Origin of the sequence: Microbacterium sp. ISL-59 (assembly GCF_018613945.1) — a bacterium.
GTDB classification, from domain to species: domain Bacteria; phylum Actinomycetota; class Actinomycetes; order Actinomycetales; family Microbacteriaceae; genus Microbacterium; species Microbacterium oxydans_B.
Genome location: NZ_JAGGPG010000002.1, coordinates 1,725,068 through 1,750,236, shown reverse-complemented (window position 1 = coordinate 1,750,236; position 25,169 = coordinate 1,725,068). Strand labels below are relative to the sequence as shown.

25 protein-coding genes are annotated in these 25,169 nt (G+C 69.8%); 8 read left to right on the top strand and 17 right to left on the bottom strand.

Annotated elements, in window-relative coordinates; translation table 11 throughout:
• Positions 1–167 precede the first annotated feature (167 nt).
• Both J7E45_RS12520 and J7E45_RS12515 read right to left on the bottom strand, forming a co-directional pair.
• A complete protein-coding gene (locus J7E45_RS12520) occupies positions 168–2,438 on the bottom strand; it encodes an ABC transporter ATP-binding protein (RefSeq protein WP_215069563.1) in 2,271 nt (756 codons plus the stop codon).
• Positions 2,435–4,162, bottom strand: a complete 1,728-nt coding sequence (locus J7E45_RS12515; RefSeq protein WP_167632637.1) for an ABC transporter ATP-binding protein — start codon at positions 4,160–4,162, stop codon at positions 2,435–2,437. The genes J7E45_RS12520 and J7E45_RS12515 overlap by 4 nt, the downstream gene beginning before the upstream one ends.
• Positions 4,163–4,429: 267 nt before the next feature.
• Here J7E45_RS12515 and J7E45_RS12510 point away from each other — a divergent pair, with 267 nt between their 5' ends.
• Both J7E45_RS12510 and J7E45_RS12505 read left to right on the top strand, forming a co-directional pair.
• Positions 4,430–5,491 (top strand): hypothetical protein, encoded by a 1,062-nt coding sequence (locus J7E45_RS12510; protein ID WP_215069562.1) that lies wholly within the window; start codon positions 4,430–4,432, stop codon positions 5,489–5,491.
• Complete coding sequence (locus J7E45_RS12505; protein ID WP_091031614.1) at positions 5,488–5,886, top strand: GntR family transcriptional regulator; 399 nt, start codon at positions 5,488–5,490, stop codon at positions 5,884–5,886. The genes J7E45_RS12510 and J7E45_RS12505 overlap by 4 nt, the downstream gene beginning before the upstream one ends.
• A 22-nt stretch (positions 5,887–5,908) precedes the next feature.
• On the opposite strand, the gene J7E45_RS12500 is transcribed toward J7E45_RS12505, so the two are convergent.
• Positions 5,909–6,970, bottom strand: a complete 1,062-nt coding sequence (locus tag J7E45_RS12500) for an enoyl-CoA hydratase/isomerase family protein (RefSeq protein WP_215069561.1) — start codon at positions 6,968–6,970, stop codon at positions 5,909–5,911.
• A 109-nt stretch (positions 6,971–7,079) separates the two neighbouring features.
• Between J7E45_RS12500 and J7E45_RS12495 the strand changes: the two genes are divergently transcribed.
• Complete coding sequence (locus tag J7E45_RS12495) at positions 7,080–9,137, top strand: ATP-binding cassette domain-containing protein (protein ID WP_215069560.1); 2,058 nt, start codon at positions 7,080–7,082, stop codon at positions 9,135–9,137.
• Between the two features lie 101 nt (positions 9,138–9,238).
• Here the strand turns inward: J7E45_RS12495 and J7E45_RS12490 are convergent, their stop codons facing one another.
• The 11 genes from J7E45_RS12490 to hemE all read right to left on the bottom strand — a co-directional run bounded on the left by J7E45_RS12490 (position 9,239) and on the right by hemE (position 18,571).
• The gene (locus tag J7E45_RS12490; protein ID WP_215069557.1) at positions 9,239–9,688 is read right to left on the bottom strand and encodes a hypothetical protein; all 450 of its coding nucleotides are present in this window, start codon (positions 9,686–9,688) and stop codon (positions 9,239–9,241) included.
• A 122-nt stretch (positions 9,689–9,810) separates the two neighbouring features.
• Positions 9,811–11,133 carry a glutamate-1-semialdehyde 2,1-aminomutase gene (locus tag J7E45_RS12485; protein ID WP_215069555.1) on the bottom strand — a complete coding sequence of 441 codons (1,323 nt, stop codon included), beginning with the start codon at positions 11,131–11,133 and terminating at the stop codon, positions 9,811–9,813.
• Between the two features lie 18 nt (positions 11,134–11,151).
• Positions 11,152–12,129 carry a porphobilinogen synthase gene (gene hemB / locus J7E45_RS12480; protein ID WP_215069553.1) on the bottom strand — a complete coding sequence of 326 codons (978 nt, stop codon included), beginning with the start codon at positions 12,127–12,129 and terminating at the stop codon, positions 11,152–11,154.
• Positions 12,126–12,923, bottom strand: a complete 798-nt coding sequence (locus tag J7E45_RS12475; protein WP_091031633.1) for a uroporphyrinogen-III synthase — start codon at positions 12,921–12,923, stop codon at positions 12,126–12,128. Before J7E45_RS12475 ends, hemB begins: the two co-directional genes overlap by 4 nt.
• Positions 12,924–12,929: 6 nt before the next feature.
• The gene (gene hemC / locus J7E45_RS12470; protein WP_215069551.1) at positions 12,930–13,919 is read right to left on the bottom strand and encodes a hydroxymethylbilane synthase; all 990 of its coding nucleotides are present in this window, start codon (positions 13,917–13,919) and stop codon (positions 12,930–12,932) included.
• A 5-nt stretch (positions 13,920–13,924) separates the two neighbouring features.
• On the bottom strand, positions 13,925–14,605 hold the full coding sequence (gene hemQ / locus J7E45_RS12465; RefSeq protein WP_091031640.1) for a hydrogen peroxide-dependent heme synthase: 681 nt from the start codon (positions 14,603–14,605) through the stop codon (positions 13,925–13,927).
• Between the two features lie 80 nt (positions 14,606–14,685).
• The gene (locus J7E45_RS12460; RefSeq protein WP_091031644.1) at positions 14,686–14,958 is read right to left on the bottom strand and encodes a hypothetical protein; all 273 of its coding nucleotides are present in this window, start codon (positions 14,956–14,958) and stop codon (positions 14,686–14,688) included.
• A complete protein-coding gene (locus tag J7E45_RS12455; protein WP_029261236.1) occupies positions 14,945–15,352 on the bottom strand; it encodes a phage holin family protein in 408 nt (135 codons plus the stop codon). The genes J7E45_RS12460 and J7E45_RS12455 overlap by 14 nt, the downstream gene beginning before the upstream one ends.
• 1 nt (position 15,353) lies before the next feature.
• Positions 15,354–15,791, bottom strand: coding sequence for a hypothetical protein (locus tag J7E45_RS12450; protein WP_091031652.1), 438 nt, complete (start codon positions 15,789–15,791; stop codon positions 15,354–15,356).
• Positions 15,792–15,941: 150 nt separating this feature from the next.
• Positions 15,942–17,510, bottom strand: coding sequence for an NAD(P)/FAD-dependent oxidoreductase (locus J7E45_RS12445; protein WP_215069549.1), 1,569 nt, complete (start codon positions 17,508–17,510; stop codon positions 15,942–15,944).
• A gap of 38 nt (positions 17,511–17,548) precedes the next feature.
• A complete protein-coding gene (gene hemE / locus J7E45_RS12440) occupies positions 17,549–18,571 on the bottom strand; it encodes a uroporphyrinogen decarboxylase (RefSeq protein ID WP_215069547.1) in 1,023 nt (340 codons plus the stop codon).
• 87 nt (positions 18,572–18,658) lie between these two features.
• Here hemE and J7E45_RS12435 point away from each other — a divergent pair, with 87 nt between their 5' ends.
• Genes J7E45_RS12435 through J7E45_RS12420 form a run of 4 tightly spaced genes read left to right on the top strand, consistent with a single transcriptional unit; the run spans position 18,659 to position 21,668 of the window.
• Entirely contained in the window at positions 18,659–19,960 is a 1,302-nt protein-coding gene (locus J7E45_RS12435; protein WP_215069544.1) for a glutamyl-tRNA reductase, read from the top strand.
• Between the two features lie 24 nt (positions 19,961–19,984).
• Positions 19,985–20,632, top strand: coding sequence for a hypothetical protein (locus J7E45_RS12430; RefSeq protein WP_215069542.1), 648 nt, complete (start codon positions 19,985–19,987; stop codon positions 20,630–20,632).
• A gap of 41 nt (positions 20,633–20,673) precedes the next feature.
• On the top strand, positions 20,674–21,246 hold the full coding sequence (locus tag J7E45_RS12425) for an HhH-GPD-type base excision DNA repair protein (protein ID WP_215069540.1): 573 nt from the start codon (positions 20,674–20,676) through the stop codon (positions 21,244–21,246).
• The gene (locus J7E45_RS12420; protein ID WP_167632647.1) at positions 21,243–21,668 is read left to right on the top strand and encodes a DUF1801 domain-containing protein; all 426 of its coding nucleotides are present in this window, start codon (positions 21,243–21,245) and stop codon (positions 21,666–21,668) included. Before J7E45_RS12425 ends, J7E45_RS12420 begins: the two co-directional genes overlap by 4 nt.
• Positions 21,669–21,724: 56 nt before the next feature.
• On the opposite strand, the gene J7E45_RS12415 is transcribed toward J7E45_RS12420, so the two are convergent.
• The 3 genes from J7E45_RS12415 to J7E45_RS12405 all read right to left on the bottom strand — a co-directional run bounded on the left by J7E45_RS12415 (position 21,725) and on the right by J7E45_RS12405 (position 24,125).
• Positions 21,725–22,324, bottom strand: coding sequence for a hypothetical protein (locus J7E45_RS12415; protein ID WP_215069538.1), 600 nt, complete (start codon positions 22,322–22,324; stop codon positions 21,725–21,727).
• A gap of 90 nt (positions 22,325–22,414) precedes the next feature.
• Positions 22,415–22,897: a hypothetical protein gene (locus J7E45_RS12410; protein ID WP_215069536.1), complete on the bottom strand. Its 483-nt coding sequence runs from the start codon at positions 22,895–22,897 to the stop codon at positions 22,415–22,417.
• Positions 22,898–22,967: 70 nt separating this feature from the next.
• On the bottom strand, positions 22,968–24,125 hold the full coding sequence (locus tag J7E45_RS12405) for an epoxide hydrolase family protein (protein ID WP_215069534.1): 1,158 nt from the start codon (positions 24,123–24,125) through the stop codon (positions 22,968–22,970).
• A gap of 68 nt (positions 24,126–24,193) precedes the next feature.
• Here J7E45_RS12405 and J7E45_RS12400 point away from each other — a divergent pair, with 68 nt between their 5' ends.
• A complete protein-coding gene (locus J7E45_RS12400) occupies positions 24,194–25,153 on the top strand; it encodes a YafY family protein (RefSeq protein ID WP_215069532.1) in 960 nt (319 codons plus the stop codon).
• Positions 25,154–25,169 lie beyond the last annotated feature (16 nt).

Below are 25,169 nucleotides of genomic sequence, written 5' to 3'. Positions count from 1 at the left end.
CGCCCTGAAGAGTCAAAGAACGCCGCCTCCAGGCCTGAGGATGCGGCGTTCTTTGGCTCCTCACCTGCTGCGTACACAGCACCTCGCGCACAGAACGCGCACACAGCACAGCGCCCCACCCCGCGTGTGCGGGATGGGGCGCTGTGCGTGAGGCGTGTGCGGCGGGATCAGCCGCGAGGAGCGGAGCCGTCGGCGCCGTCCTCGAGCAGAGCCTGCGCGGCGGCGACCTCGGCCGCGGGCGCCTGGGCCCCGACCGATGCTCCGGCCACGGCGGCGGCTTCTTCCTTCGCACTCTCGTCGTCGCCGGCCTCTCCGGTGACGACGACGGGCGTCGATCCGGTGAGAGCGTCTTCGGCGTCGATGTCGGTCGCCGCCTGCTCGAACTGCGACTGGTACAGACGCCAGTAAGCGCCCTGCGCGGCGATGAGCTCGTCGTGCGTGCCCTTCTCCACGATGTCGCCGTGCTCCATCACGAGGATGAGGTCGGCGTCGCGGATGGTCGACAGGCGGTGCGCGATCACGAACGACGTGCGCCCCTCGCGGAGCGCAGCCATCGCGTGCTGCAGCAGCAGCTCGGTGCGGGTGTCGACCGCCGACGTGGCCTCATCGAGGATGAGGATCGACGGCTGCGCGACGAATGCCCTGGCGATGGTGATGAGCTGACGCTCGCCCGCCGAGACGTTCGCGGCATCCTCGTCGAGCACGGTGTCGTAACCCTCAGGAAGGGCATGCACGAAGCGGTCGACGTAGGTCGCCTTGGCGGCGGCGAGAACCTCTTCATCGGTCGCCGTGGAGCGACCGTATCGGATGTTCTCGCGGATGCTGCCGGCGAACAGCCACGGGTCCTGCAGCACCATGCCGGTGCGTGAGCGCAGTTCGTCGCGGGTCGCCTCGGCGATGTCCTGACCGTCGAGGGTGATGCGTCCGCCGCTGAGCTCGTAGAAGCGCATGATCAGGTTGACCAGCGTCGTCTTGCCCGCTCCGGTGGGTCCGACGATCGCGACCGTCTGCCCCGGCTCCACCCGGAACGACAGGTCCCGGATGAGCGGGCGGTCGGGCGTGTACGAGAACGCGACGTTCTCGAACTCGATGACGCCCTTGCCCTCGACGAGCTCGGGAGCATCGGCGTCGTCCGCCTCCTGCTCGTCGGCGTCGAGCAGCTCGAACACCCGCTCGGCGGATGCCGTGCCCGACTGGACCACGGCAGCCATGCCCCCCAACTCGGACAGCGGCTGCGTGAACTGCTGCGAGTACTGGATGAACGCCTGCACGTCACCGAGACGCAGCTGGCCGTTCGCGACCATCAGGCCACCGAGCACCGCGATGCCCACGTAGCTGAGGTTTCCGACGAACATCATCGCCGGCATGATGATGCCGGAGAGGAACTGCGCCTTGAAGCTCGCCTGGAACAGCTCTTCGTTCTCGACCTGGAACTTGTCCAGCGCATCTTTCTCGCGTCCGAAGACCTTCACCAGCGCGTGACCGGAGAATGCCTCCTCGACACGGGCGTTCAGCCGGCCGACCTTGCGCCACTGCGTGCCGAAGGCCTTCTGCGAACGCGGTCCGATGATGCCGAAGATGACCGCCATGAGCGGCAGCGTGATGAGTGCGACGAGCGCGAGCTGCCACGAGATCGAGAACATCATGACGAGCACGCCGATCACGGTGAGCACCGAGGTGAGTGCACCGGAGAGCGACTGCTGCATCGTCTGCGTGATGTTGTCGATGTCGTTCGTGACGCGCGAGATCAGCTCACCGCGCTGCACCTTGTCGAAGTACGCCAGCGGCAGGCGGTTGATCTTCGCCTCGACCGACTCACGCAGTCGCCACATGGTGCGCACCATGATCACGTTGATGACGTAACCCTGGATCCAGGTGAGGAATGCCGCAGCCACGTAGATCGCGAGCACCGCGGCGATCACCAGACGCAGCGCCTCGAAATCGACGCCCTGGCCGACGGTGAAGTCGCCCAGCGCCCCGACCTGGTTCGCGAAGTCGTCCTGACCCGAACCACGCAGGGCATCGATCACGACGTCTTGCGGTGTGCCGGCCGGGAAGCCGGGGAAGTCGCCGTTCGGCTGCCCGAGCTGGATGGAGATGAAGCCCTTGTAGACGAGGTTCGTCGCCTCGGCGAGCACCTTGGGCGCGGCGACCGTGAGCACGACGCCCAAGGCGCCGAGGATCGACACGAAGACGAACCAGATCGCCGAGGGCTTCAGCAGCCCGATCATGCGCGCGAAGCTCGGACCGAAGTTGTCGGCCTTGCCCGGCGCCACACTGTCCCAGTCACCCGAGTTCTGGCGCGCCTGCTCGGCGAGCTCGGCCTCGTACTGCTCCTCGGCCGACAGCTCGACCTCGGCCACTGCCGTTGCCGCCTTGCCGCGGCCGCGGCCGCGGCCGCGCTTGACCGTGCCCTGTTCGTTGTTCTGCTCGCTCATGCGTCCACCCCCAGCTGCGACTCGACGATCTCTCGATAGGTGTCGTTCGTCTCGAGCAGCTGCTCATGCGTGCCGACGCCGACCATGGTGCCGCCGTCGAGGACGACGATGCGGTCGGCATCCGTGATCGTGGAGACGCGCTGCGCGACCACGATCTTCGTCACGTGCGGAAGCTCCCGCCACAGCGCCTGGCGCAACCGGGCATCCGTGGTGAGGTCGAGTGCCGAGAACGAGTCGTCGAACACGAGGATCTGCGGCTGGTGCACGATCGCACGCGCGATCGCGAGACGCTGCCGCTGACCGCCGGAGACGTTCGTGCCGCCCTGGGCGATGCGCGAGTCGAGCCCATCGGGCATCTCCTCGACGAAGTCGCGACCCTGCGCGATGTCGAGCGCGTGCCAGAGCTCTTCATCGGTCGCCTCCTCGCGTCCGTAGCGCAGGTTCGACGCGACGGTGCCGGTGAAGAGGAACGGACGCTGCGGCACGAGGCCGATGCTGTCCCACAGCGACTCGACGTCGGCCTCGCGCACATCCGTGCCGCCGACGTGGACGGAGCCGCCCGAGACGTCGAACAGCCGCGGGATGAGCGAGATGAGGGTCGTCTTTCCGGAACCGGTCGAGCCGACGATCGCGACCGTCTCTCCCGGCTCGGCCGCGAAGCTGATGCCGCGCAGCACCGGGGAGTCGGCGCCGGGATAGGTGAACTCGACGTCGTCGAGCGCGACTGCTCCGGGCACCGGGAACTCGGTGACGCCGTTCTCGGGGCGCGCCAGGGTGGACTCGGAGTCGAGCACCTCGCCGATGCGCTCGGCGGAGACCGCGGCGCGCGGGATCATCATCGCCATGAAGCTCGCCATGATGACACCGCCCATGATCTGGCCGATGTACTGCATGAAGGCGAACAGCGTGCCGACCTGCACCGTGCCGTTGTTGACCTCGATGCCGCCGAACCAGATGACCGAGACGACGGTGACGTTGAGGATGAGCATGAACAGCGGGAACAGCAGCACGAACAGCGAGCCGACCTTGCGGCCGACGACCATGATGTCGGTGTTGGCCCCGCGGAAACGCTCCTCTTCGATGCGCTCGCGCACGAACGCGCGCACGACGCGCACACCGGTGAGCTGCTCGCGCATGATGCGGTTGACGTTGTCGAGCTTGCCCTGGTAGCTGCGGAACAGCGGCACCATCCGGCCGATCACGAGCGCGGCGAGGATCAGCAGCGCCGGCACCGAGACCGCGATCAGCCAGCTGAGGCCGACGTTGGTCTGGATGGCGAAGAAGATGCCGCCGATCGCGAGCAGCGGGGCGGTGACGAGCATGGTGGCGCCCATCATCGCGAGCATCTGCACCTGCTGCACGTCGTTGGTGTTGCGGGTGATGAGCGAGCCGGCGCCAAACTGCGACACCTCGCGCTCGGAGAAGCCGCTGACCTTGCCGAAGACGTCGGCGCGGATGTCGCGGCCGGCGCCCATCGCGGCGCGCGCGGCGAAGAAGGTCGCGGTGACCGAGGCGATGATCTGCCCCAGCGACACGGCGAGCATGAACAGACCCGTGCCCCAGATGTAGGCGGTGTCACCCTGGGCGACGCCCTTGTCGATGATGTCGGCGTTCAGGCGCGGGAGGTAGAGGGTCGCCGCAGCGCTGGCGAGCTGGAACACCAGCACACCGAGCAGCAGCCACCGGTATCGGGAGAGATAGCGGAAGAGGATTTTTCCCAGCACAGGCGGACTTTCTAGGAAGGATGAAACGGCGGGTTTCTCGGCAGACGGATGCCGACCGACAACCGGCCACAAGACAGAGTGCCACGAACCGTGGACATTCGTATCCCCCTCGGGGCTGACCTTCGCTGACAGCGAACCCCTCCACCCGGAGATCATCGGTTTCTGCACGCCGGCGAAAAAATGGACGACCCGGACGGAGCATCCCTTGTGTTTACTCGTTGATACAACTTGTGATAGACATACGACACAAACGAGAACGGACCCCCTATGCTTCCGCACATCGCATCTCTGCTCGACCCGATCCCGCTGCTGGGCGCGCTCCTGTCGCTGCCGCTGGTCTCCCTGATCCTCGCGGCGATCATCGCGGTGGGGATCGCGGTGGGGATCGCCGTCTCGCCCCGAGGGGCGGCACGGCGACGGAGCCGCGTCCGGCTCACGCCCTCGGCGTCCACCGCCGTGTCCGCCCGCTATACGCCGGAGCACCGCGCCCTCGGCATCGCGGCGATCGCCGTGATCGTGATCTTCGCCGCCGAGAACCTGATCACGGGGTACGTCCTGGGGATGTTCGGCGTGAGCCTCAACGGCGTCGTCGGCTGGTGGCGGTACGCGACTCCCGTCTTCACGGCATCCGTCGGCGTGGCCATCCTGCTGGCGATGATCGCGACACGAGGCAGCACCCCTCCGGAGCGTCCCGTCGTCTCCGCACGCCGGACCTGGCTGACCTTCAGCTCCCGCGTGGGGTCGGTGGGCACCGCCCTCGCCCTTCTCGCCCTCACGACGACCACATTGCTCGCCGGACTCGCATCGTCGAACCTCAACGGCGGTCCGTATGTCTACCTCGAGATCGACGTCCCCAACGAGACCATCGATCCGATCCGGCCCTGGTTCTACGGATGGGCGTACGGCATCCCCGTGCTCATCTGCACCGCCGCCCTCATCGCCGTCGTCGTGGCGGCACTGCAGGCCAACTCTGCTCGCGCGTTCCTCCGCCCGGAGACGGTCGTCGCCGAACAGCGCGAGCGTCGCGACATCGCGAGCGGGATCAGCCGGCTCGCGGCATCTGCGGCCCTGCTCGCCCTGGCGGGCGCACTCCGGTTCATCGCCGAGGGGGGATCGATCGCCGGCCTCACGGTCGGGAGCGACGGCCGCAGCGACACCTACGACGCGTTCTGGCGATACGGAGAGCTCGCCGCCATCGGCGGTTGGGTTGCTCCGGCGCTCGAGATCACGGGGTTCGCGATCCTGTTCCTCGTGACCGCGCAGCTGGCGCAGGGCTCCGAGTCCACCGCTCCGGCCCCGCGCACCGCCGAGTCGAGGGCCGCACAGTGAGCCCGAACCCGAAGCTGTCGCCGGCCGACGAGGCGAATCCGGCTCTCGACATCTACCGACAGCTGCGTGGCCTGATCGTCTCGGGACAACTCGGCGCCGGCGAACGGCTGCCGACGGTGCGCCAGACCGCGAGCGATCTGGGCGTCGCTCCCGGCACGGCCGCACGCGCATACAAGATGCTCGAGGGTGAGGGGCTCGTGATCTCGCGCACCGCAGCGGGCACACGGGTGGCGGAGACCGCGGGTGTGCTTCCGGCATCCGTCATCCGTCGCATCCGCGAACTGGTCGAGGAGGCCGCATCCGTCGATGCCGATCCGGATGACGTGGTCGACGTGCTCCGGACGATCTGGCAGACGCGCACCCCGGATCCGTCCGTGGCCGACGAGGGTGCGTAGGGCCGGATCGCGCGACGCGACCTCAGAAAAGGGCCGGCTGCGGCACGTAGTCCCGGGCGGGGGCACCGGCGTCCGGAACGAGCTCCGCCAGGGTCGGCGGGTCCCACTTCGGGTTGCGGTCCTTGTCGACCAGCTGCGCCCTGATGCCCTCGACGAGGTCGGGATGCTGGTTCACGAACCACAGCACCCGTCGGTACTCGCCCTCGAGTGCCGCGCGCAGGCCCGACATCTCCCTCGCCTCGCGCACGGCATCGAGGGTCACGGTGAGTCCGGTCGGCGCGAGGCTCTCCAGGAGCTCGGCCGTGGCGACGGCATCCGTGGTCCCCTGCCGACGCAGACGCTCGACGATCTCGGTCACGGTCGGTGCGGAGAACGCCTCGTCGATCCACTCCCGCGATGCCGGCAGCTGCGTGGGCTCGGGCGTCTCGTCGAAGAGCAGCACGATCTCGCTGGGCCCGGTCGGGTCCGCGCGGAAGGCGAGTGCTTCGCTCAGCGCCTCCAGACGGTCCGAGGGCACGAAGTGGTCGGCGAAGCCGAGATACACGGCATCCGCGCCGTTCATCGTCGATCCGGTGAGTCCGAAGTATTCGCCGAAACGCCCAGGCGCCCGTCCGAGAAGCCAGGTGCCGCCGACGTCGGGCGTGAAGCCGATGCGGGTCTCGGGCATCGCGAGCTTCGACCGCTCCGTGACGATGCGGATGGCGGCGTGGCCGGCGAGCCCGATGCCGCCGCCCATGGTGATGCCGTCCGCGTAGGCGACGACCGGCTTCGGGTACTCGGCGATCATCGCGTTCAGGGCGTACTCGGCGCGGAAGAACTCCGCGGTCCGTTCGGCCTGCCCCGCCACGATCTGCCCGTGCAGCGCGCGCACGTCGCCACCGGCGCACATGCCGCGCTCCCCCGCGCCGTCGATCAGCACGATCTGCACATCGGTGTCGTCGCGCCATGCGGTGAGGGTCTCGGTGAGGATCCCGATCATCTCCGCGTCGAGGGCGTTGATCGCCTCCGGGCGGTTGAGGGTGAGCCGCCCGAGTGCCCCTTCGGTGCGGGCGAGGACACGGGGGGCAGCCTGAGAATCGGTCACGCGTGCCAGGCTACCTCTCCCGAAGGGCGGTATTCCGCGCGAAATGCGGGATCCGACAGGCTTTTCCGGCAGGATAGGGAGGAACTGTTCAACGCGACGAGAGGTCACGATGCCCGAAGGACAGGTGCTGGAGTTCACGCACGTGACGAAGCGCTTCAATGAGGTGACCGCCGTCTCGGACTTCTCCGCGCGCGTCGAGCCGGGAGCCGTCACCGCCTTCCTCGGCCCCAACGGAGCCGGCAAGACCACCACGCTGCGCATCCTGCTCGGTCAGGTGCGCGCCACATCCGGAACCGCGACGATCGGCGGCACGGCCTACAGCGAGCTGCGTCAGCCGCTGCGCACGATCGGCGCCGTGCTGGAAGAGACCGCCTACCGCCCGCGGCGCACCGCCGAACGGCAGCTGACGATCGCCGCGAAGGCGAACGGCGTGCCCCTGGCGCGCGTGGGCGAGGTCCTCTCTCTGGTCGGTCTCGACGGTGAGGGCGACTCGCGGATCGGCGGATTCTCGCTCGGCATGCGCCAGCGGCTCAGCGTCGCGCACGCGCTTCTCGGCGACCCCGGCGCCCTGGTCTTCGACGAGCCGGCCAACGGGCTGGATCCGGAAGGCATCCGCTGGATGCGTCTGCTGATGCGCCGCCTCGCGGACGAAGGGCGCACGGTGCTCGTGTCGTCGCACGTCCTCAGCGAGGTGGAGCAGGTCGCCGACAACGTGCTCGTGCTGTCGAAGGGCCAGCTGGTGCTGGCCAGCGGCATCGAGACCCTGGCCGACCCGAAGGGCGGCTCCGTCATCGTCGATGCCGCGGATCGTGATGCGCTCAGCGCCGCTCTCTCCGCAGCCGGGTTCGACATCGAGGTGCTGCGCTCGGGCCTGACCGTCCGTGGCGGTGACGCCGGCACGGTCGGCGCTGTGGCCGCCGAAGCAGGCATCGCCCTGAGCACGCTCGTGCAGCGCGGACCGACGCTGGAAGACGTCTTCATCGATCTGATGCGTGGCGGTCGGCACGCGCCGCCCGCCTACCCGGCACAGGCACAGCCGATCGCTCCTCCCGTGGCCGCTGAGGCCCTGGCCGCCGACGCCACCCTCGCGCCGAACGAGTCCGTGGTCGCGATCCCCGTCGCCGCAGCGGCAGCATGGGCGGCCGAGGCCGCCGCAGCTCCCGCCGATGAGGCCGTCGCCGACGATCTCGCCGCGGTGGGCACCGCCCGCACCGACGGTGACTCCGAGGAAGACGGTGACTCCGAGGAAGAGGTCAGCGACGAGCCCGCCACCGACGAGTCCACGCCCGCGGATGAGGTTCCTGCCGCAGACGACGCGCACGCTGAGCCTGCCGAAGCCGATGCCGACGTAGCCGACGAGGCGAATGCCGACGAGGCGAATGCCGACGAGGCGAGCGCGGACGAGTCCGAGTCCACCGCGCCCCCGGCACGGTCCTTCGACGAGATCCTGTTCGGGGCGGCGGCGCCGGTCGCGGCCGACGCACCGACGGTCACCGAGGAGGCACGCCACAGCGTTGCCGAGATCGTCGACACGTCGGATGACGAGCACGCCGCGGACGAGGCTTCCGAGCAGCAGCCTGCCGACGTCGAAGACACCGACGACCATGCCTCGGGCGTCGAGATCTTCGCCGACCTCGCCGACAGCTCCGATGCCGACAACTCCGATGCCGATGCCGATGCCGATGCCGGCGATGACGCGTCAGACCTCGACGCCGCTGACCTCGACTCCTCGGACAGGCCAGAGGCCGCCGATGAGGCTGTCGACGAGGCTGCCGACGAGGACCCCCGCTCCGCTGCCGTCAGCTCGATGCTGGCCGCAGCCGCACGCGCCTACTACGAGGACGAGCCCAAGGACTATCCCCTCAGCCCGGCGTCCGAGGAATCGGCAGGCGATGCCTCAACCGAGAACGCCCACTGGAGCATCGCCTCCACCGGCGTGATCGACACCGTACCCCTGGCCGCATCGGATGAGGCGAACGACGAATCCGGCGCCGAGGAGAACCACGAGGGTGGCGCCGAGGAGAGTCACGAGGCCGGCGAGAACCACGACGGTGGCGAGAACCACGAGGGTGGCGAGAACCACGACGGTGGCGAGAACCACGACGGTGGCGAAAACCACCACGAGGGTGACGAGCACCACCACGAGGACGAGAACCACCACGGTTGAGCTCCAGCGCCGACGAGAACCGAGAACGCCCTCCCGACCACATGGTCGCGGAGGGCGTTCCTCTGTTCGGTCAGCGGCGGTCGTAGCCGGCCGCCCCGTCGTCAGGCGGGTCGGGGGCGGATGACCGGCCGACGGCTGCCCTTCGGGACGGCGGTGGGCGAGGTCGCCACGATCTCTTCGACGTCTGCCGGCTCGGTGGACACGTCGAGACGCAGTGCCTGAGTGAGCGAGAGTCCGTGCCGTGTGGTCAGGATCAGGCGGCGGTACTGCTCGTCGCCCTCGAGGTCGATCACGACGCTCGGACGACGTTTGCGGATCAGCACGAAGTCCAGGCTGCCGGCCGCTTTCCAGCTGCCGGCGGCGAGGATGCCGGGGATGTGCGTGCCGGGGTTCGGGACACCCCGCAGCCACGTCCACGCGTCGTCCGTGAGCTGGACCTTGGTGATGGTGTCGCGCGCGATGCGGACGTTCGCCCGGTGGAAGGTGGCTGCCCGTTCGAGCGGCGAGAGCACGACTTCGAGTTGCGTCTGGTCCAGCAGCAACGTCACCATGCACTCAGTCTGCCAGCGCGGCCCTGCCAGTTGTCTGGAAGTTGCTCACAGGAACGCAACGATCCCTTGTCGATTGCCACCATTCACCCGGAGCCTCGCTCCCGGTTCGCCGGAACCGAGAGCTAGGGGGTTGCTGCAGCAGCGGCCTCGGCGGCCGCCGGGAGCGCCGCCTCGATGAGCTGGAGCTCGCGCTCACCGTGCGCGGACGTGAGGAACCAGGCCTCGAAGACACTCGGCGGAAGAGCCACTCCCTGCTCGCGCAGGGAGTGGAAGAACGGGGCGTAGCGGAACGACTCCTGCGCCTGCGCCTCGGCATAATTCCGTGGCTCGGACGCCCGGAACGACGCACTGAACAGGTTGCCCGCTCGGGCCACGGCGTGCGTGACGCCGGCCGAGGTGAGCGCGGCATCGAGGGCGGTCGATACCCGGGCGGATGCCGCATCCACCGTGGCGTACACCTCGGGCGTCGCGAGTCGCAGCGTCGCCAGGCCCGCCGCGACGGACAACGGGTTCCCCGACAGGGTTCCCGCCTGGTAGACCGGGCCGAGCGGTGCGAGCAGGTCCATGACCTCGGCGCGCCCACCGAGCGCGGCCAGGGGCATGCCCCCGCCGACGACCTTGCCGAACGTGAAGATGTCGGGCAGATAGTCTTCGCCCGCCGTCGCCTGCAGACCCCAGAACCCTGCCGGGTGCACACGGAAGCCGGTGAGCACCTCGTCGAGGATCATCAGGGCGCCGTGCGCGTGCGCGGTCTCGGCGATCAGCCGGTTGAAGCCGGGCAGCGGGGCGACGACGCCCATGTTCGCCGCCGACGCCTCGACGATCACCGCGGCGATGCGCGGGCCGTGCTCGGCGAACACCGCGGCCAGCGCCTCGGGGTCGTTGTAGCCGATCACCAGGGTCTGCGCGGCGATCGGGGCAGGGACACCGGCCGAGCCGGGGAGCGCCAGCGTCGCGACACCCGAACCCGCCTCGGCGAGAAGCCCGTCGGAGTGGCCGTGGTAGTGCCCGGCGAACTTCACCAGCAGGTCGCGGCCGGTCGCACCGCGCGCGAGACGGATCGCCGTCATGGTCGCCTCGGTGCCGGTGGACACCAGACGCACACGTTCGATGGGACGGATCTCCCCGAAGCGGACCCGGTCGGCGATGAGCGCCGCGAGCTCGACCTCGCCCTCGGTCGGGGCACCGAACGAGAGCCCTCGAGCCGCGGCCTCCTGCACCGCCGCGACGATCTCCGGGTGTGCATGCCCGAGAAGAGCGGGGCCCCACGAAGCGACGAGGTCGACGTATTCACGCCCCGCGGCATCCGTCACCGTGGCACCCTTCGCCGAAGCGAGGAATCGCGGTGTCCCCCCGACCGACCCGTAGGCGCGCACGGGCGAGTTGACCCCACCCGGGATCACCGCGCGGGCAGCGGAGAACAGGTCGTCATTGCGATCGGTCATGAGGACTCCTCGGAGATATCAGTCGCGCAGCCAGCCGGCGGCCTCGGTCGCCCAGTACGTCAGCACGGCATCGGCACCCGCACGGCGGATGGAGAGCAGGGATTCGAGCACGGCGGCCCGGCGATCGATCCAGCCGTTCGCGCCGGCGGCCTCGATCATCGCGTACTCGCCCGACACCTGGTATGCCCACACCGGGATGTTCACGGTGTCACGCACCTCGCGCAGCACGTCGAGGAAGGCCATCGCCGGCTTCACCATGACGATGTCCGCACCCTCAGCCTCGTCGACGACGGCCTCGCGGACGCCCTCGCGCCGGTTACCCGGATCGAGTTGGTAGGTGCGACGGTCGCCCTGGAGCTGAGAATCCACGGCCTCGCGGAAGGGGCCATAGAAGGCGCTCGCGTACTTGGCGGCGTAGGCCAGGAGGAGGGTGTCGGTGAAGCCCTCGGCGTCGAGCGCCGCGCGGATCACCGCGACCTGGCCGTCCATCATCCCCGACAGCCCGAGCAGCTGGGATCCGGCGCGAGCCTGGGCGAGAGCCATCGAGGTGTAGCGCTCGAGCGTCGCGTCGTTGTCGACCGACCCGTCGGCCGCGAGCACACCGCAGTGGCCGTGGTCGGTGAACTCGTCCAGGCACAGGTCGGTCTGCACCACCAGCGCGTCTCCGACCTCGGCGGCCAGCGCTTCGGTCGCGACGTTCAGGATGCCGCGCGGATCGTCGGCACCGGACCCGCGAGCGTCGCGCACCGCCGGCACACCGAACAGCATCACGCCGCCGACGCCCGCCTCCGCCGCTTCGACGGCGGCAGCGCGCAGCGAGTCGATCGAGTGCTGGGCGACCCCGGGCATCGATCCGAGCTGCACCGGCTCCGCGATGCCTTCGCGGACGAAGAGGGGCAGGACGAGCTGTCGGGGCTGCAGCGAGGTCTCGCGAACGAGATCGCGCACGGCCCGCGACTGACGCAGGCGCCTCAGTCGGACATCGGGGTAGCTCACGGCGCGAACTCGTCGGCCGCGTGCGGAAGCGTGAAGTGCGAGACCGCGTCGATCAGTGCATCGACGGTCTGCCGGTCGGCCACCACCGACACCGGGAGGCCCGCGCGTTGCGCATCTTTCGCGGTCCGCGGTCCGATCGCCGCGAGCAGCGTCTCGTCGGGGATCTCCGGGAACTGCTCGCGCACCTGCTCGGCGACCGAGCCGCTGGTGATGAGGATCGCGTTGATGCGGCCGTTCTCGACGTCGCGGCGGATGCGCTCGGTCACCGGAACACCGACCGTGCGATAGGCGACGACGCTGGCGACCTCGTGGCCCGCCTTGGCGAGCTGCTTGCTCAGGACCGGCTTCGCGATCTCGCTGCGCAGGGCCAGGATGCGGCGCGGTGCGGTCTCGAGCGCGATCAGCTGCTGCGCCATGCCCTCGGCCGAGTTGTCCTGCTCCGGCACCAGTGCGACCTCGTAGCCGACGGCCTGCAGCGCAGCGGCAGTCGTCTCTCCGACGGCCGCGATCTTGGTCGTGCGGGGGACGATGGCGCGGTGCGCGAAGAGCACGTCGACCGTCGTGGCGCTGGTGATCGTGAGCCAGTCGAAGGATCCGGCCGCCAGTTCCGCCAGGGCGGCGTCGAGCGCCGCCTGGTCGGTGGTGGGCGCGAAGTTGATGAGGGGCGCGACCACGGGCACGGCGCCCTGGGCGCGAAGGCTCGCGGCGACGCCGTCGCCCCACGGCCCGCCACGCGGCACCAGGATGCGCCAGCCGTCCAGCGGTCGGTCGTGCTTGATTTCGGAAGTGGTCATGAGGGTTTATTGCTCTCGGGGTACGAGGCCGGCCGCCCCTTGATCGAGCAGCCGACGGGCAACAGTGAACCCGAACTCGCGCGCTGCGTGCACCGGGTCTGCACCATCGGCAGCATCCGCTCCATTGCCACTGCCGTTCCGACGAATATACTCCCCGTTCAGGTCTTCGGTGACGTCGAGGCCGATCCGGCGCCCGCCATCGACGGCGTAGACGACGGTCCTGACACGGATCGAGGAGCCGTCGACCACGGCGTGCGCGGCCATCGGCGCCTGGCATCCCGCGTCGAGTCCTTCGAGGATCGCGCGCTCCACCGTGATGGCGAGTCGGGTGTCGAGGTCGTCGAGACCGGCGAGTGCCGAGCGCAGCTCCTCGGGCGCATCCTCCCGCGTCTCGACGGCGAGGGAGCCCTGGCCCGGCGCGGTCGGCCACTCGGCGAGACCGAGCTCCTCGCGTCGCAGCGGAGACTTCGCCCCGAGCCTCGAGAGCCCTGCCGCAGCGAGGATCACCGCGTCGAGTTCGCCGGAGGTGACCCGCGCCAGCCGGGAGTCGACGTTGCCACGGATGTCGACGACCTCGGCGCCCGGTGCGCGCCTGCGCACCTGGGCGATGCGGCGCGGCGATCCGGTGCCGACCGTGCTCCCGGAGCGCAGCTCGTGCAGCGGGATGCCGTCGCGGGTGAGCACCACATCACGCGGGTCCTCCCGCTTCGGGGTCGCCGCGATCATGAGCCCGTCGGGGATCGCCGTCGGCAGATCTTTCAGGGAGTGCACGAGGAAGTCGCACTCCCCGGCGAGCAGGGCCTCGCGAAGACGCGTGGCGAAGATGCCCTGGCCGCCGATCTCGGAGAGCGAGGCGCGGTTGGTATCGCCCTCGCTGGTGATGGGGACGAGTTCGACCCGACGGCCCGAAATCTTCTCGAGGGCCGTGGCGACATGACCGGACTGCGCTTGCGCGAGCGCGCTGCGACGGGTGCCCAGACGGATGGGGGTGCTCATGGCGCTTACTGCAGAACGTCCGCGATCTCGTCGAACCGGAGTCTGCGCCCCGTGTAGAAGGGCACCTCCTCCTTCACATACAGGCGGGCGTCGGTGTAGCGGAGGTCGCGCATCAGGTCGACGAGGTCGGTGAGCTCATCGGCCTCGAGCGGCAGGAGCCACTCGTAGTCGCCGAGCGCGAACGAGGCGACCGTGTTGGCGAGGACGCCGGTGAACGCGGCGCCCTTGCGGCCGTGGTCGGCGAGCATCTTGCGACGCTCCTCTTCGGGGGCCAGGTACCACTCCGGCGTGCGCACGAACGGGTACAGGCACAGCCAGTCCTTCGGCTCGACTCCGCGGAGGAAGCCGGGCACGTGGGCGCGGTTGAACTCGGCGTCACGGTGCACGCCCATGACGTTCCACACCGGGAGGAGCGGGCGGAGCAGTTCGGTGCGGCGCAGGCGACGCAGCGCCTTCTGCAGCTCCTCGGCGGTCTCGCCGTGCAGCCACACCATGAGATCGGCGTCGGCCTTGAGGCCCGAGACGTCGTAGAAGCCGCGGACGGTCACGCCGGAGTCCTCGATGTAGGCGACGATCGTCTCGAGCTCGGTCGACTCGGTCTCCGTCACGGGAACGTCGGGGTTTCGTCGCCAGACGGCCCAGAGGGTGAAGCCGGACGGGTTCTCATCGCGCTCTTCGGACATCATGCTCCCCAGTCTGCCTCGTTTACGCAGGAGCCGCTAATCACCCCGACCGGGGCAATCAGCGGCATCCTGGAATGACGTCGTCAGCGCGAGATGGCGCGCGCGATCGCCCAGACCGCGCCCCCCACGACCGCGGCGATTCCGACAGTCGCGGCGATCGCACCGAGCGGATTGCGGTCGGCGAAGACCCTGGCCTTGGCCGCAGCCCGGGTCGACGCCTTCTCGACCCGACGCGGGATGTTGCCCTTCACCTCGATGGCGGCGAGCGCGGCCTTCAGCTCGGCTCGAGCAGAGGTCACCGGGTCGATGATGCCTGCGGGAACGACGGTGCGCGGCAGGGACTCAGAATTCGTCATCGCCGGCCTCCTTCACGAGTCGGATGTCTTCGGCGACGGCCTGTGCCGGGTTCTGACGGCGGAGAACCTTGCGGAACTTCAGGATGCCGAGCAGCGCGAACAGCAGCACGGCGAGGATCAGGATGCCGAACACGACGATCGCCGACAGCCACACGGGCCACCAGGAGGAGAGGCCCGCGATCGCGAAGACCAGGATCACCGGCACCGCCCAGAACAGGAAGAACAGCGCGACGACGAACCACACGGAACCGATGCCGGCATCCTTCGAGGTGCGCGAGACCCACGCCTTGGCGGCGTCGATCTCGGCCTTGACCAGATTCGTGACGAGTTCCGGCAGATCCCCGAGGAGGGTCAGCAGGCTGTCGTCGGCACGATCTCGGTATCCGCGGGGCATGTCAGGCGCCGGTCTTCTTGGGCGCGGACTTGGCGGCAGTCGACTTCGTGGCCGTGGACTTGGAGGCGGCCGGCTTCGACGCGGGCTTGCTCGTCTTGGCGGTCGCCTTCGCGGCCTCGACAGCCTCTTCGGTCGCCTCGGCCAGGTCTTCCGCGGCCTCACGACCGGTGGCGATGGCGGAGTCGAGCCGCTGTCCCGGAGTGCCGTTGCCGGTCACCGACTTGGCCACCTTGACGACGCCGGTCCAGAGGGCGCCCGGCACGGCCGCAGCCTTGTCACCGACGAAGCCCTTGACCTTGGAGACCTGCTCCTGCACGGGATCGAGTTCCCACACCTTCAGCCACTGCGTCTTGATCTGCTCATAGCGCTCACGTCCGGCACGGGTGCCGAGGACGTAGCCCACGCCGAGTCCGACGACGAGTCCGATCTTCCCCTTCATGGGGTCTCCTCACCTAGTTCCGGTTGTCCGGCCTGCTTCGCCCGGCTTGGATGGCCCGCAGGCTTCCGCTCCCCGCGACCAGGCTCCCAGCGTAGCCCCGTATGCCGATTTCGGCATCTATGGGTCAGAGGGTTGACACAGAGCGTGCACTCACTCCCACAACAGGGCGCGGCGCAGGCGGTCGGCTTCGTCGCGCGCATCCGGGATCACCTGTGCGAGGCCCGTGCCGGCGAGCCAGGCGCCGACGGCCGCGATACCGGGGACGGCCTGCACCGCGTCACGCGCGGCGGCGCGACGCTCACCGGAACCGATGATCGACGCCGGCTGTGACTGCACGAACCGACCGCGGTGCGTGGCGATCACGGCCTCGGGGGCGAGGGCGACTCCGAGCATCGTCGCGGCTTCGGTCCGCGCGAGATCAGCGGCGGCCTCGTCGCTCAGCGCCGCCGTCGCGGCGGGCTCGCCCTGCGCACCGAACGAGACCCGGACGAGGTGTCGCCGCCCTGCGGCTTCCCGCACCCAGGCCCACTTCGCGGTCGAGTGCGTGAGCGCCTTGGCCGTGTGGCTGCCCGGAACCGTGAGCACCCCGGTTCCGCGCGGCGCGGCATCCAGCGCGGGCGCGTCGAGCAGGAGCGTGACGATCTCGATCTCGGGCGACGAGGCGGCCTCGGCGTTCTTCAGCGCCGGCACTGCGGCGGAGAGGAGCGCCCTGGCGGCGGTCTCGGGGGTGGCGACGATGACGGCGTCGGCCTCGATCTCCTCGATCACGGGCTCGACCTCGACCGCCTCGGCCGCGTGCAGCTCGGCGACCAGCGGACCGGTCTCGTCAGCCGCCGCGGGGGCGATCTCGGGGGCGGCCTCGGTCTCGACGTCCCAGCCCTTCGCGGTCTTGCGGATGCCCCGCACGCGCACGCCCGTGCGCACCTCGGCCCCGAGACGGTTCAGGTCGTCGGCCAGCGCATCGACGAGCCCGCTCATGCCGCCGGACAGGCCCTCGACCGCAGCGCCGGGGGTCTTCGCCACCGTGGCGACGCCGGCCTTCGCTGCCGCATCGTCCCGAAGAGATTGCACCGCACCGGACAGCGACCCGACGCGGGTGAGCGCGGCGTTGAGACCGGGAGCCGCGATGTCGATGTCGACGTCGTCGGGAGATGCGGAGTAGACGCCGGTGGTCACGGGAGCGACGAGGCGGTCCCGCACCTTCGATCCCATCCGCGAGGAGACCAGCTTGCCCAGGCTCAGCTGGTGGCCGATCGTGAGCGGCGGACGCACTCGGTCGAGGTAGGCGCGCCAGACGCCGGACCACCCGAGGATGCGGCGGACGTCGTCCTGGAACGGGTTCGCGGGGATGCCGAGGATGCCGCCGACCGGCAGCGGTGCCGCGCCGACGCCAGGGATGCCGGCCAGCCAGGCGCCGCCCGACCGCGGGGTGACGATGCGGTCGGCCAGTCCGAGCTCTTCGACCAGCGCGCGCACCAGGCCGCCCCTGGTCGCATAGCTCTCGGCGCCGGCATCCACCACGACTCCGTCGAGCTCGATCCGGCGGATCGCCCCACCCAGCTCGCCTGTGGCCTCGAGCAGCGTCACCTGCATGCCGACCTTGGCGCACTCGCGTGCGGCGACAAGTCCGCCGATGCCGCCGCCGATGACGACGACGTGCTTCTCCGCCGCGCGGGCGGCGAGGTCGGACGGCTCGGCGGAAGACGGCTCAGAGGTCATGCGGTCAATTCTCCCATCGGGCCGTCGCGGCCTGAGCGTCAGACGGTGTGCGCCAGCTCGACGATGCGCGTGAGCTGGTCGGGGTCGGTCTCGGGCGGGACGCCGTGGCCGAGGTTGAGGATGTGCGCCCGGGCCGCGCGGCCACGCTCGATCACGTCGCGCACGTGCGCCTCCAGCACCGACCAGGGGGCGGAGAGAAGTGCGGGGTCGATGTTGCCCTGCACCGTGACATCCGGTCCGAGGATCGCGGCGGCCTCATCCAACGGCTGACGCCAGTCGACCCCGACGCCGTCGGCGATACCGTCGAGCCGCATGTCGGCGAGGAACGGGCCCGTGCCGACGCCGAAGTGGATGGTCGGCAGGCCGATGTCGTCGAGTGCCGCGCGGGAGTGCGGGGCGACGAACGCGCGGTAGTCCGCCGTGCTCAGCGAGCCGGCCCAGCTGTCGAAGAGCTGCACGACGGATGCTCCGGCGTCGCGCTGCGTCTCGAGGAAGCGGCGCGAGACTTTCGCGAGCCAGCCGGCGAGGCGGTTCCACGAGTCGGGGTCGGAGTGCATCATCGCCCGTGCGCGCAGGTGCTCCTTGGAGGGGCCGCCCTCGACGAGATACGCCGCGAGGGTGAAGGGGGCGCCCGCGAAGCCGATCAGCGGGGTGTCGCCGAGTTCAGCCGTGACGAGGCGCACGGCCTCCGCGATCGCCGCGCCGTCGAGGCCGTCAGGATCGATCGCGGTGATGCGATCGACGTCGGATGCGGTGCGCACCGGGTTCGCGAACACCGGCCCGCGCCCCGGCTCGATCTCGACGTCGACACCGGCGAGGCGCAGCGGGATGACGATGTCGCTGAAGAACACGGCCGCGTCCACACCGTGCCGACGGACGGGCTGCAGCGTGATCTCGGCGGCGAGGTCGGGAGTGAGGCAGGCGTCGAGCATCCGCGTCCCGACCCGCAGGTCGCGGTACTCCGGCAGCGACCTGCCGGCCTGCCGCATGAACCACACCGGAACGTGGGCGGGGCGGGAGCCTGCGAGGGCGCGCAGGAGCGGAGCGTCGGAGAGAGCCATGCCCCCATCCTCCCATTCCGCCCTTATGGGGCCGCCGAGTTCGCCCGGTCGAATCCCGGTCGCCGCACACTCCGGTACTATCGATCTGTGCTGCTGTGTGTCACGGCGAGTCACAAGACCGCCTCCTTCGAACTGCTCGAACGCCTGAGCCGCACCCCCGACGACGTCGCTCCCACCATCGTGGGCATGACGCCGTGTGTGCAGGGTGCCGTTGTCCTCGCGACGTGCAACCGGTTCGAGGCGTACGTGGAAATGGACGAACCGCTCACCGCGGCCGGCGCCATCGGCGTCGAAGCGGTCATCGAGGCGGTCGAATCCGCCACCGGCATCCCCGCCACCGAACTCGACGGCGCCTACACGGTGCACTCGGGCCGCCGCGTGGCCGAGCATCTCTTCTCCGTCGCCTCCGGCCTCGAATCCGTCGTCTCGGGCGAGGGCGAGATCGCCGGTCAGGTGCGCCGCGCACTGAAGTCCGCCCGCAAGGACGGCACCACGTCGCCCGAGCTCGAGCGCCTCTTCCAGCGCGCCAGCCAGGCGCAGCGCAAGGTCAAGAACGTCACCGCCCTCGGTCGTGCCGGCCGCTCGCTCGTGCGCCTCGCGCTGGAGTTGGCCGACAGCCGCATCGCCGACTGGTCCGCCGAGCGCGTGCTGCTGGTCGGCACCGGCGCCTACGCCGCGGTCACCCTCGCCACGCTCCGTGAGCGCGGCGCCGTCGACATCTCGGTGTACTCCCCCTCCGGCCGCGCGGCAGTGTTCGCCGCGAAGCACGGCATCCGTCCGGTCACCGCCGACGAGTACGCCCGCACCGCCGCGCACTCGAGCCTGCTGATCACCTGCACCACCGCGACCGAACCCGTGCTCGGCCCGGAGCACCTGCAGCTCCCGGTCGGCGCTGCCGCCGTGGGCTGCCCGGTCGGCGCCCACAGCCGGCTCGTGGTCGACCTGGGGATGCCGCGCAACGTCGACCCCGCTGTCGCGACGCTCGAGGGTGTCGCACTGCTCGACCTCGAGACCATCCGTCTGCACGCCCCGCTCGAAGAGCTGCAGGCGACGGATGCCGCACGCAGCGTCGTGCGCGAGGCCGCGGAGACCTTCCATGTGGTGGGCTCCCGCCAGAGCGTGACCCCGTCGGTCGTGGCCCTGCGCTCGCACATCTTCGAGCTGCTCGAGCGCGAGATCGACCGTGCCCGTGCGCGTGGCGACGAGGACGGCAAGGTCGAGCAGGCTCTGCGTCACCTCTCGGGCGTGCTTCTGCACACGCCGACCGTGCGCGCCCACGAGCTCGCCGCCGCCGGTCGCGCCGACGAATTCACCGCGGCACTTGCGGCGCTGTACGGCATCGCGCCCGAGGCCGACGCCTCCGCCGGCAGGGACGCAGCCACTGCCTGACGGCCCCTGCCCTAGGGTGGCGCCATGCATGATCGCGAGCAGTTCGAGGCCACGGCCGCGGTGCTGCGCGGCGATCGCGAGCTCAGCGACGAATTGCAGACGCTGGCGAGGTGGATCTCCGAGACCTTCGACACCGACGTGGTGAACATCGTCGTGGACGCCCTCCACGACGCGACTCCGCGCGTGAACGTCTGGCTCCGTTCAGCCGCCCAGGCCCGGGCCTTCCGTAATGGTGACGGCGGAAACTACGACCGGGCGAAACAGACCGCAGTCTCACGACGGTACGTGGAGACGCGTCCGACCCGACCCCGATCGGCTTCCGACCCTGAGCCCTTCGTCACCTTCCGAGCCTTCGAGCCGGAAGCCCGCGATGGCGCGATCGACCTGGCACCGACCGAGCTGGAGACTCTGCGGGACGGACTCGCATCCCCGGCGCTGTGGCGCATCATGGTCGCCTGGGGACGAGTGGTGTTCTTCGTCCACACGGATGCCGAGGCCACCGCGCTCCGGGAGGGGCCGGAGTTCGACAGATGGACGACAGAGTTCCTCTCCGCCGCCCGGCCCCGCGACGAATTCGATCTCGTGCCGCGTCTGCCGCCGGTGTTCGAACTCGACAGCAAGGAGCGGTTCGACCGCGACTTCCAGGGCAGCAGCTACTACTACTTCCTCTAGGCGCCGGCATCCTCTTCTCCATCCGGTGGGACACTGGAGGCATGGCCCTTCACATCACCGGAGACACCGCCGCCGACGAGCTGCTGACCGACAACCCGCTGGCCCTCCTGGTGGGGATGCTGCTGGATCAGCAGGTCCCCATGGAGACCGCGTTCGCCGGTCCGCTCAAGATCGAACAGCGCACTGGAGCGGCGGACGCCGCGACCATCGCGCACATGGCACCGGACGAGTTCCTCGAGGCGTTCAAGCAGACGCCCGCCGTGCACCGCTTCCCCGGATCCATGGCCGCCCGCGTGCAGACGCTGTGCCAGACGCTCGTCGATGACTGGGACGGCGATGCGGCCGCACTCTGGACCGAGGGCGCTCCGGATGGACCCGAGGTGCTGAAGCGCCTGAAGGCCCTCCCCGGATTCGGCGAGCAGAAGGCGAAGATCTTCCTGGCTCTGCTGGGCAAGCAGTACGGCTTCACGGGCGAAGGCTGGCGCGAGGCCGCGGGTGCATACGGCGAAGACGGCTCGTACCGCAGTGTCGCCGACATCGTCTCTCCCGAGTCGCTCGCGAAGGTGCGCGAGCACAAGAAGGCCATGAAGGCCGCGGCGAAGGCTCCGAAGTGAAGCCCACGGGCGATGATGTCGCGGGGCTCATCGCTCGCTCCTCCCCCGCCGTCCGCCGCCGGGATGCCGAGACGCTGACCGCGCTCATGCAGGAGATCACCGGCCGCGAACCGCAGACCTGGGGCACGATCATCGGCTTCGGGTCGTGCCACTACCGCTACCCGACCGGCACCGAGGGCGACAGCGGACTGCTCGGATTCGCACCCCGCAAGGCCGCGACCACGATCTACCTCTTCGACGGCGTCGACGCCCACACCGCGGCCCTGGCCGAACTCGGCCCGCACACCACGGGCGTCGGATGCCTGTACATCAAAGACCTGGAGCAGATCGACCTCGAGGTGCTGCGCGGCATCCTCGAACGTTCACTGGCGTGGGTCGAGGCGGGCGGCACCCCCGAGGTGCAGCTGACCGTCACCGGCTGACGCGCGAGACCCGTACTCCGAGGGATCTGCCGTGCCCTCAAGACCGTGGACCGGGGCTACGGCTGGGGAGGCGGCGGGGTCTGGGTGAACGTCGCGGTGCAATCGCCGAAGGCGAGCGTGGCGGTCGAGCGACCGAGCACGTTCGACCCCTGCCTGGTCCACACCCCTCCACCCGATGCCGGGAGTGCGGCGGTGAGGGTCGCGATGTTCGCTTGAACCTGCGCCTGCACCTCGTCCATCAGGGGGATCGACCCGACCAGAATGCCGCCGGTGAAGGCGAGCGCCCGCGTCTCGGGGCCCGCCGAGGCGTCGTAGGGGATGGAGGTCACCCCCGTCGGGTCGGGCGAGTGACCCACCACGGCACCCTCGGTCCAGAAGAAACCGTTGTTCACGTACTCGTAGGTGAAGGCCGCGGTGGACGGCACGGGAACACCCGCCTCCGCGCACCATGCCACCAGTTCTGCGTAGCTCGCCGAATCCAAGCCGTAGCCGGCGCCCGGCACATACTCGAGATACCACCGAGAGGTGTTCGGGCAGACGAGCGCCGAGCTCGCGCTGGCCGGAACCGCGAAAGCGGCCGCCACGACGGGCAGCGACCAGGCGCCGGCGATGACGACGGAGCGTCGCGAAACGTCGGAACGCGGGGGGACATCCATACCTCGAACACTATCGGAGGACCGGTCGGCCCCTGCTCGACATTGCACGAGACGCAGCTCACCGTAACGGGCTGACGCCGCCCTCCGCTCTCAGCGCAGGACCTCGACGAGCGCGACCCACGACACCACGACGGCCGAGGCAATCGCGAGCAGACAGCCCGCCGCCGCGAGGTACAGCCCGGCCGGATGCCCGAACCACACCAGCACGCCCGCCGCGAGATAGGCGAAGATCGGTAGGAAGCCGACCAGGTACTTGAGCGGACGGACGCGATCCTCGGGATTCGGATCGGTCGCGATGAGTCGCGTCGCGTGCACCTGGAACACCGCGGCCAGCAGTGCGACCACGACGGTCACCGCCCCGAACCATGCCGCGTCGATACCGGGCACGAGCCCCAGCGCCGACACCGCGAGCGCGAGGAGCAGCGCGGCGATTCCGGCGAGGAGCCTTGCGGTCAGCGTGCGCGATTTGACGATCTCGGCGATGTTCACGCTCGCAGCGACGATCACGAGACCGGCGAGCGCAGCGGTCGCTCCCGCCATCGCGACGTTGAACTCGCTCCACGACTCGAACATGCCGACATGCTAGACCCACCCGCGCGACCGTCGCACGAGTGGGTCTGGACAGCCGAGTCGGGTTCGGAGGTCAGCGGACGTCGGCGAAGAACACGCGGATGTCGGCTGCCAGCACGTCCGGACGCTCCAGGGCCGCGAAGTGCCCGCCCTCGTCAAAACGACTCCAGTGCACGATGTTCGAGTTGTCGCGCTCGGCGAAGACCCGGATCGTCTGAAAGTCGTCGGCGAACACGGCCACCCCGGTCCGCGCGGCGTTGATGCGCGGCTCGGCACCCTCAGCGCCGTCGTCCGCGGCATCCGCTCTGGCGTTCTCCAGGTAGCTGCGGCTCATGCCGGAGGCCGCATTCGCGAACCAGTTCACGCTGACCTCGAGCAGGATCTTCTCGAGCGGCACCAGAGAGGTGCCGTTGCCGAACGAGTTGAACAGCTCGCTGTAGGCGAGCAGCCCGACCGGGGAGTCGCTGAGCCCGACCGACACCGTCTGCGGGCGCGAGGCGTTCATCGTGTTGTAGCCGCCGACCGACTGGAACCACTGCATGTGCTCGAGGCCGGCGTAGTCGGCGGGCTCGAGCTTCGCGAACTCCGCCGGGTCGCCCGAGGGGAAGGAGAACAGTTGCAGCACGTGCAGTCCGAGGAAGCCCGCGGGCTCGAGCAGCCCCAGTTCGCGGGCCACCATCGCGCCGTTGTCGGAGCCGTGGATGCCGTAGCTGTCGTAGCCGAGCCCGCGCATCAGGCGGTCGTAGGCGGCGGCGACCCGACCGACCGTCCAGCCCGTCGAGGCTAGGGGTTGCGAGAAACCGTAGCCCGGAGCATCCGGGATCACGACGTCGAAGGCGTCCTCGGCACGACCACCGTGAGCCACCGGGTCGACGAGCCGGTCGATCAGGTCGAGGTAGTCGATCGAGGAACCGGGGTAGGTGTGGGCGAGCAGCAACGGCGTCGCGCTCGGGTGGGCCGAGCGCACGTGGATGAAGTGGAGGGTCTGGCCATCGATCTCGGTCGTGAAGTGCGGGACGGCGTTGATCCGCTCCTGGGCCTCCGTCCAGTCGAAGTCTCGCCAGGCGGCGACGGCCTCGCGGAGGTAGGAGTTGGGGGTGCCGGCATCCCAGTCATCCGTCGGCGAGGGCTGCGGAAGACGGGTGCGAGCGAGGCGATCCTGGAGATCGGCGACCTCGGTGGCGGAGACCGAGACGGTGAAGGGGCGGAAGGCGAGCGTCGTGTTTTCCATATCTCGAAGGTAGGAGGGAATTAGGTTGGATTCGTTCCTAATGGATGGATGACTTTCGAGGAGTTCCGATGGCCGACCCGACCGCCCGACTGCTCGCGTTATTGGCGCTCTTGCAGACCGGTCCGGAGCGCTCCGGAAGCGACCTCGCGTCGCGTCTCGGCGTCTCGGCGCGCACCGTCCGACACGACATCGAGCGACTGCGCGACCTCGGCTATCCCGTCGATGCGACCCGCGGATCCGTCGGCGGCTACCGGCTCGGTGCCGGAGGAAAGCTGCCGCCCCTGCTGCTCGACGACGAGGAGGCGGTGGCCGTCACGGTCGGTCTCCGCGCGGCGGCCGGAATCTCCGGCATCGCCGAATCGGGGGCGAGGGCACTCGCCAAGCTCGAGCAGGTGCTGCCGTCGCACCTGCGCCCCACGGTCGACGCCCTCCGCTCGAGCGTCGACCGCGCCCCCGAGAACAACGACACCGACGCCCCCGACCCCGAGGTCGACGCCGCCGCGCTGCAAGCCATCGCGAGCGCGATCCGCAACGAGGAGTGGCTGCGCTTCGGCTACGAAGGCGGGGCCGTGCTGGTCGAGCCCTACCGGCTGCTCACGTGGGTGCGGCGCTGGTACCTCGTGGCCCGGGATCCGCAGACAGACGAGTGGGGAACCTACCGCGTCGACTGGATGGACCTGCGGATGCCGACCCATCGGCGCTTCGATCCGCAGCCGCTGCCCGGCGGCGACTACACCGCCTTCGCGATGCGGACCATCGCGGTGAGCGGCTGGAAGGTGCACGCCCGACTGCGGATCGACGCCCCCGCCGAAGCCGTGCTCGACCGGATCCACGCCGCGGTCGGTGTGGTCGAACCGGTCGACGACGAGCACTGCATCCTCGTCACCGGCGCCGACAGTCTCGACACCGTCGCCGCGTACATCGGGATGCTGATGATGGACTTCACCGTCGAGAGCCCGCCCGAGCTGATCCCGCGCCTGCAGCTGCTCTCCGAGCGCTATGCGCGCGCGGTCGACGGCAGCGCATGAAAGACCCCGCCGGCCT

Excerpts from the sequence above, each read along its gene's own strand:
- hemC (WP_215069551.1), bottom strand. The coding sequence starts at position 13,919 with ATGAGCACCCCCATCCGTCTGGGCACCCGTCGCAGCGCGCTCGCGCAA.
- J7E45_RS12400 (WP_215069532.1), top strand. The coding sequence starts at position 24,194 with ATGGCCGACCCGACCGCCCGACTGCTCGCGTTATTGGCGCTCTTGCAG.
- J7E45_RS12405 (WP_215069534.1), bottom strand. The coding sequence starts at position 24,125 with ATGGAAAACACGACGCTCGCCTTCCGCCCCTTCACCGTCTCGGTCTCC.
- J7E45_RS12475 (WP_091031633.1), bottom strand. The coding sequence starts at position 12,923 with ATGACCACTTCCGAAATCAAGCACGACCGACCGCTGGACGGCTGGCGC.
- J7E45_RS12520 (WP_215069563.1), bottom strand. The coding sequence starts at position 2,438 with ATGAGCGAGCAGAACAACGAACAGGGCACGGTCAAGCGCGGCCGCGGC.
- J7E45_RS12410 (WP_215069536.1), bottom strand. The coding sequence starts at position 22,897 with ATGTTCGAGTCGTGGAGCGAGTTCAACGTCGCGATGGCGGGAGCGACC.
- J7E45_RS12495 (WP_215069560.1), top strand. The coding sequence starts at position 7,080 with ATGCCCGAAGGACAGGTGCTGGAGTTCACGCACGTGACGAAGCGCTTC.
- J7E45_RS12490 (WP_215069557.1), bottom strand. The coding sequence starts at position 9,688 with ATGGTGACGTTGCTGCTGGACCAGACGCAACTCGAAGTCGTGCTCTCG.
- J7E45_RS12460 (WP_091031644.1), bottom strand. The coding sequence starts at position 14,958 with ATGACGAATTCTGAGTCCCTGCCGCGCACCGTCGTTCCCGCAGGCATC.
- J7E45_RS12415 (WP_215069538.1), bottom strand. The coding sequence starts at position 22,324 with ATGGATGTCCCCCCGCGTTCCGACGTTTCGCGACGCTCCGTCGTCATC.
- J7E45_RS12455 (WP_029261236.1), bottom strand. The coding sequence starts at position 15,352 with ATGCCCCGCGGATACCGAGATCGTGCCGACGACAGCCTGCTGACCCTC.
- J7E45_RS12450 (WP_091031652.1), bottom strand. The coding sequence starts at position 15,791 with ATGAAGGGGAAGATCGGACTCGTCGTCGGACTCGGCGTGGGCTACGTC.
- J7E45_RS12445 (WP_215069549.1), bottom strand. The coding sequence starts at position 17,510 with ATGACCTCTGAGCCGTCTTCCGCCGAGCCGTCCGACCTCGCCGCCCGC.
- J7E45_RS12425 (WP_215069540.1), top strand. The coding sequence starts at position 20,674 with ATGGCCCTTCACATCACCGGAGACACCGCCGCCGACGAGCTGCTGACC.
- hemE (WP_215069547.1), bottom strand. The coding sequence starts at position 18,571 with ATGGCTCTCTCCGACGCTCCGCTCCTGCGCGCCCTCGCAGGCTCCCGC.
- hemQ (WP_091031640.1), bottom strand. The coding sequence starts at position 14,605 with ATGATGTCCGAAGAGCGCGATGAGAACCCGTCCGGCTTCACCCTCTGG.
- J7E45_RS12510 (WP_215069562.1), top strand. The coding sequence starts at position 4,430 with ATGCTTCCGCACATCGCATCTCTGCTCGACCCGATCCCGCTGCTGGGC.
- J7E45_RS12485 (WP_215069555.1), bottom strand. The coding sequence starts at position 11,133 with ATGACCGATCGCAATGACGACCTGTTCTCCGCTGCCCGCGCGGTGATC.
- J7E45_RS12430 (WP_215069542.1), top strand. The coding sequence starts at position 19,985 with ATGCATGATCGCGAGCAGTTCGAGGCCACGGCCGCGGTGCTGCGCGGC.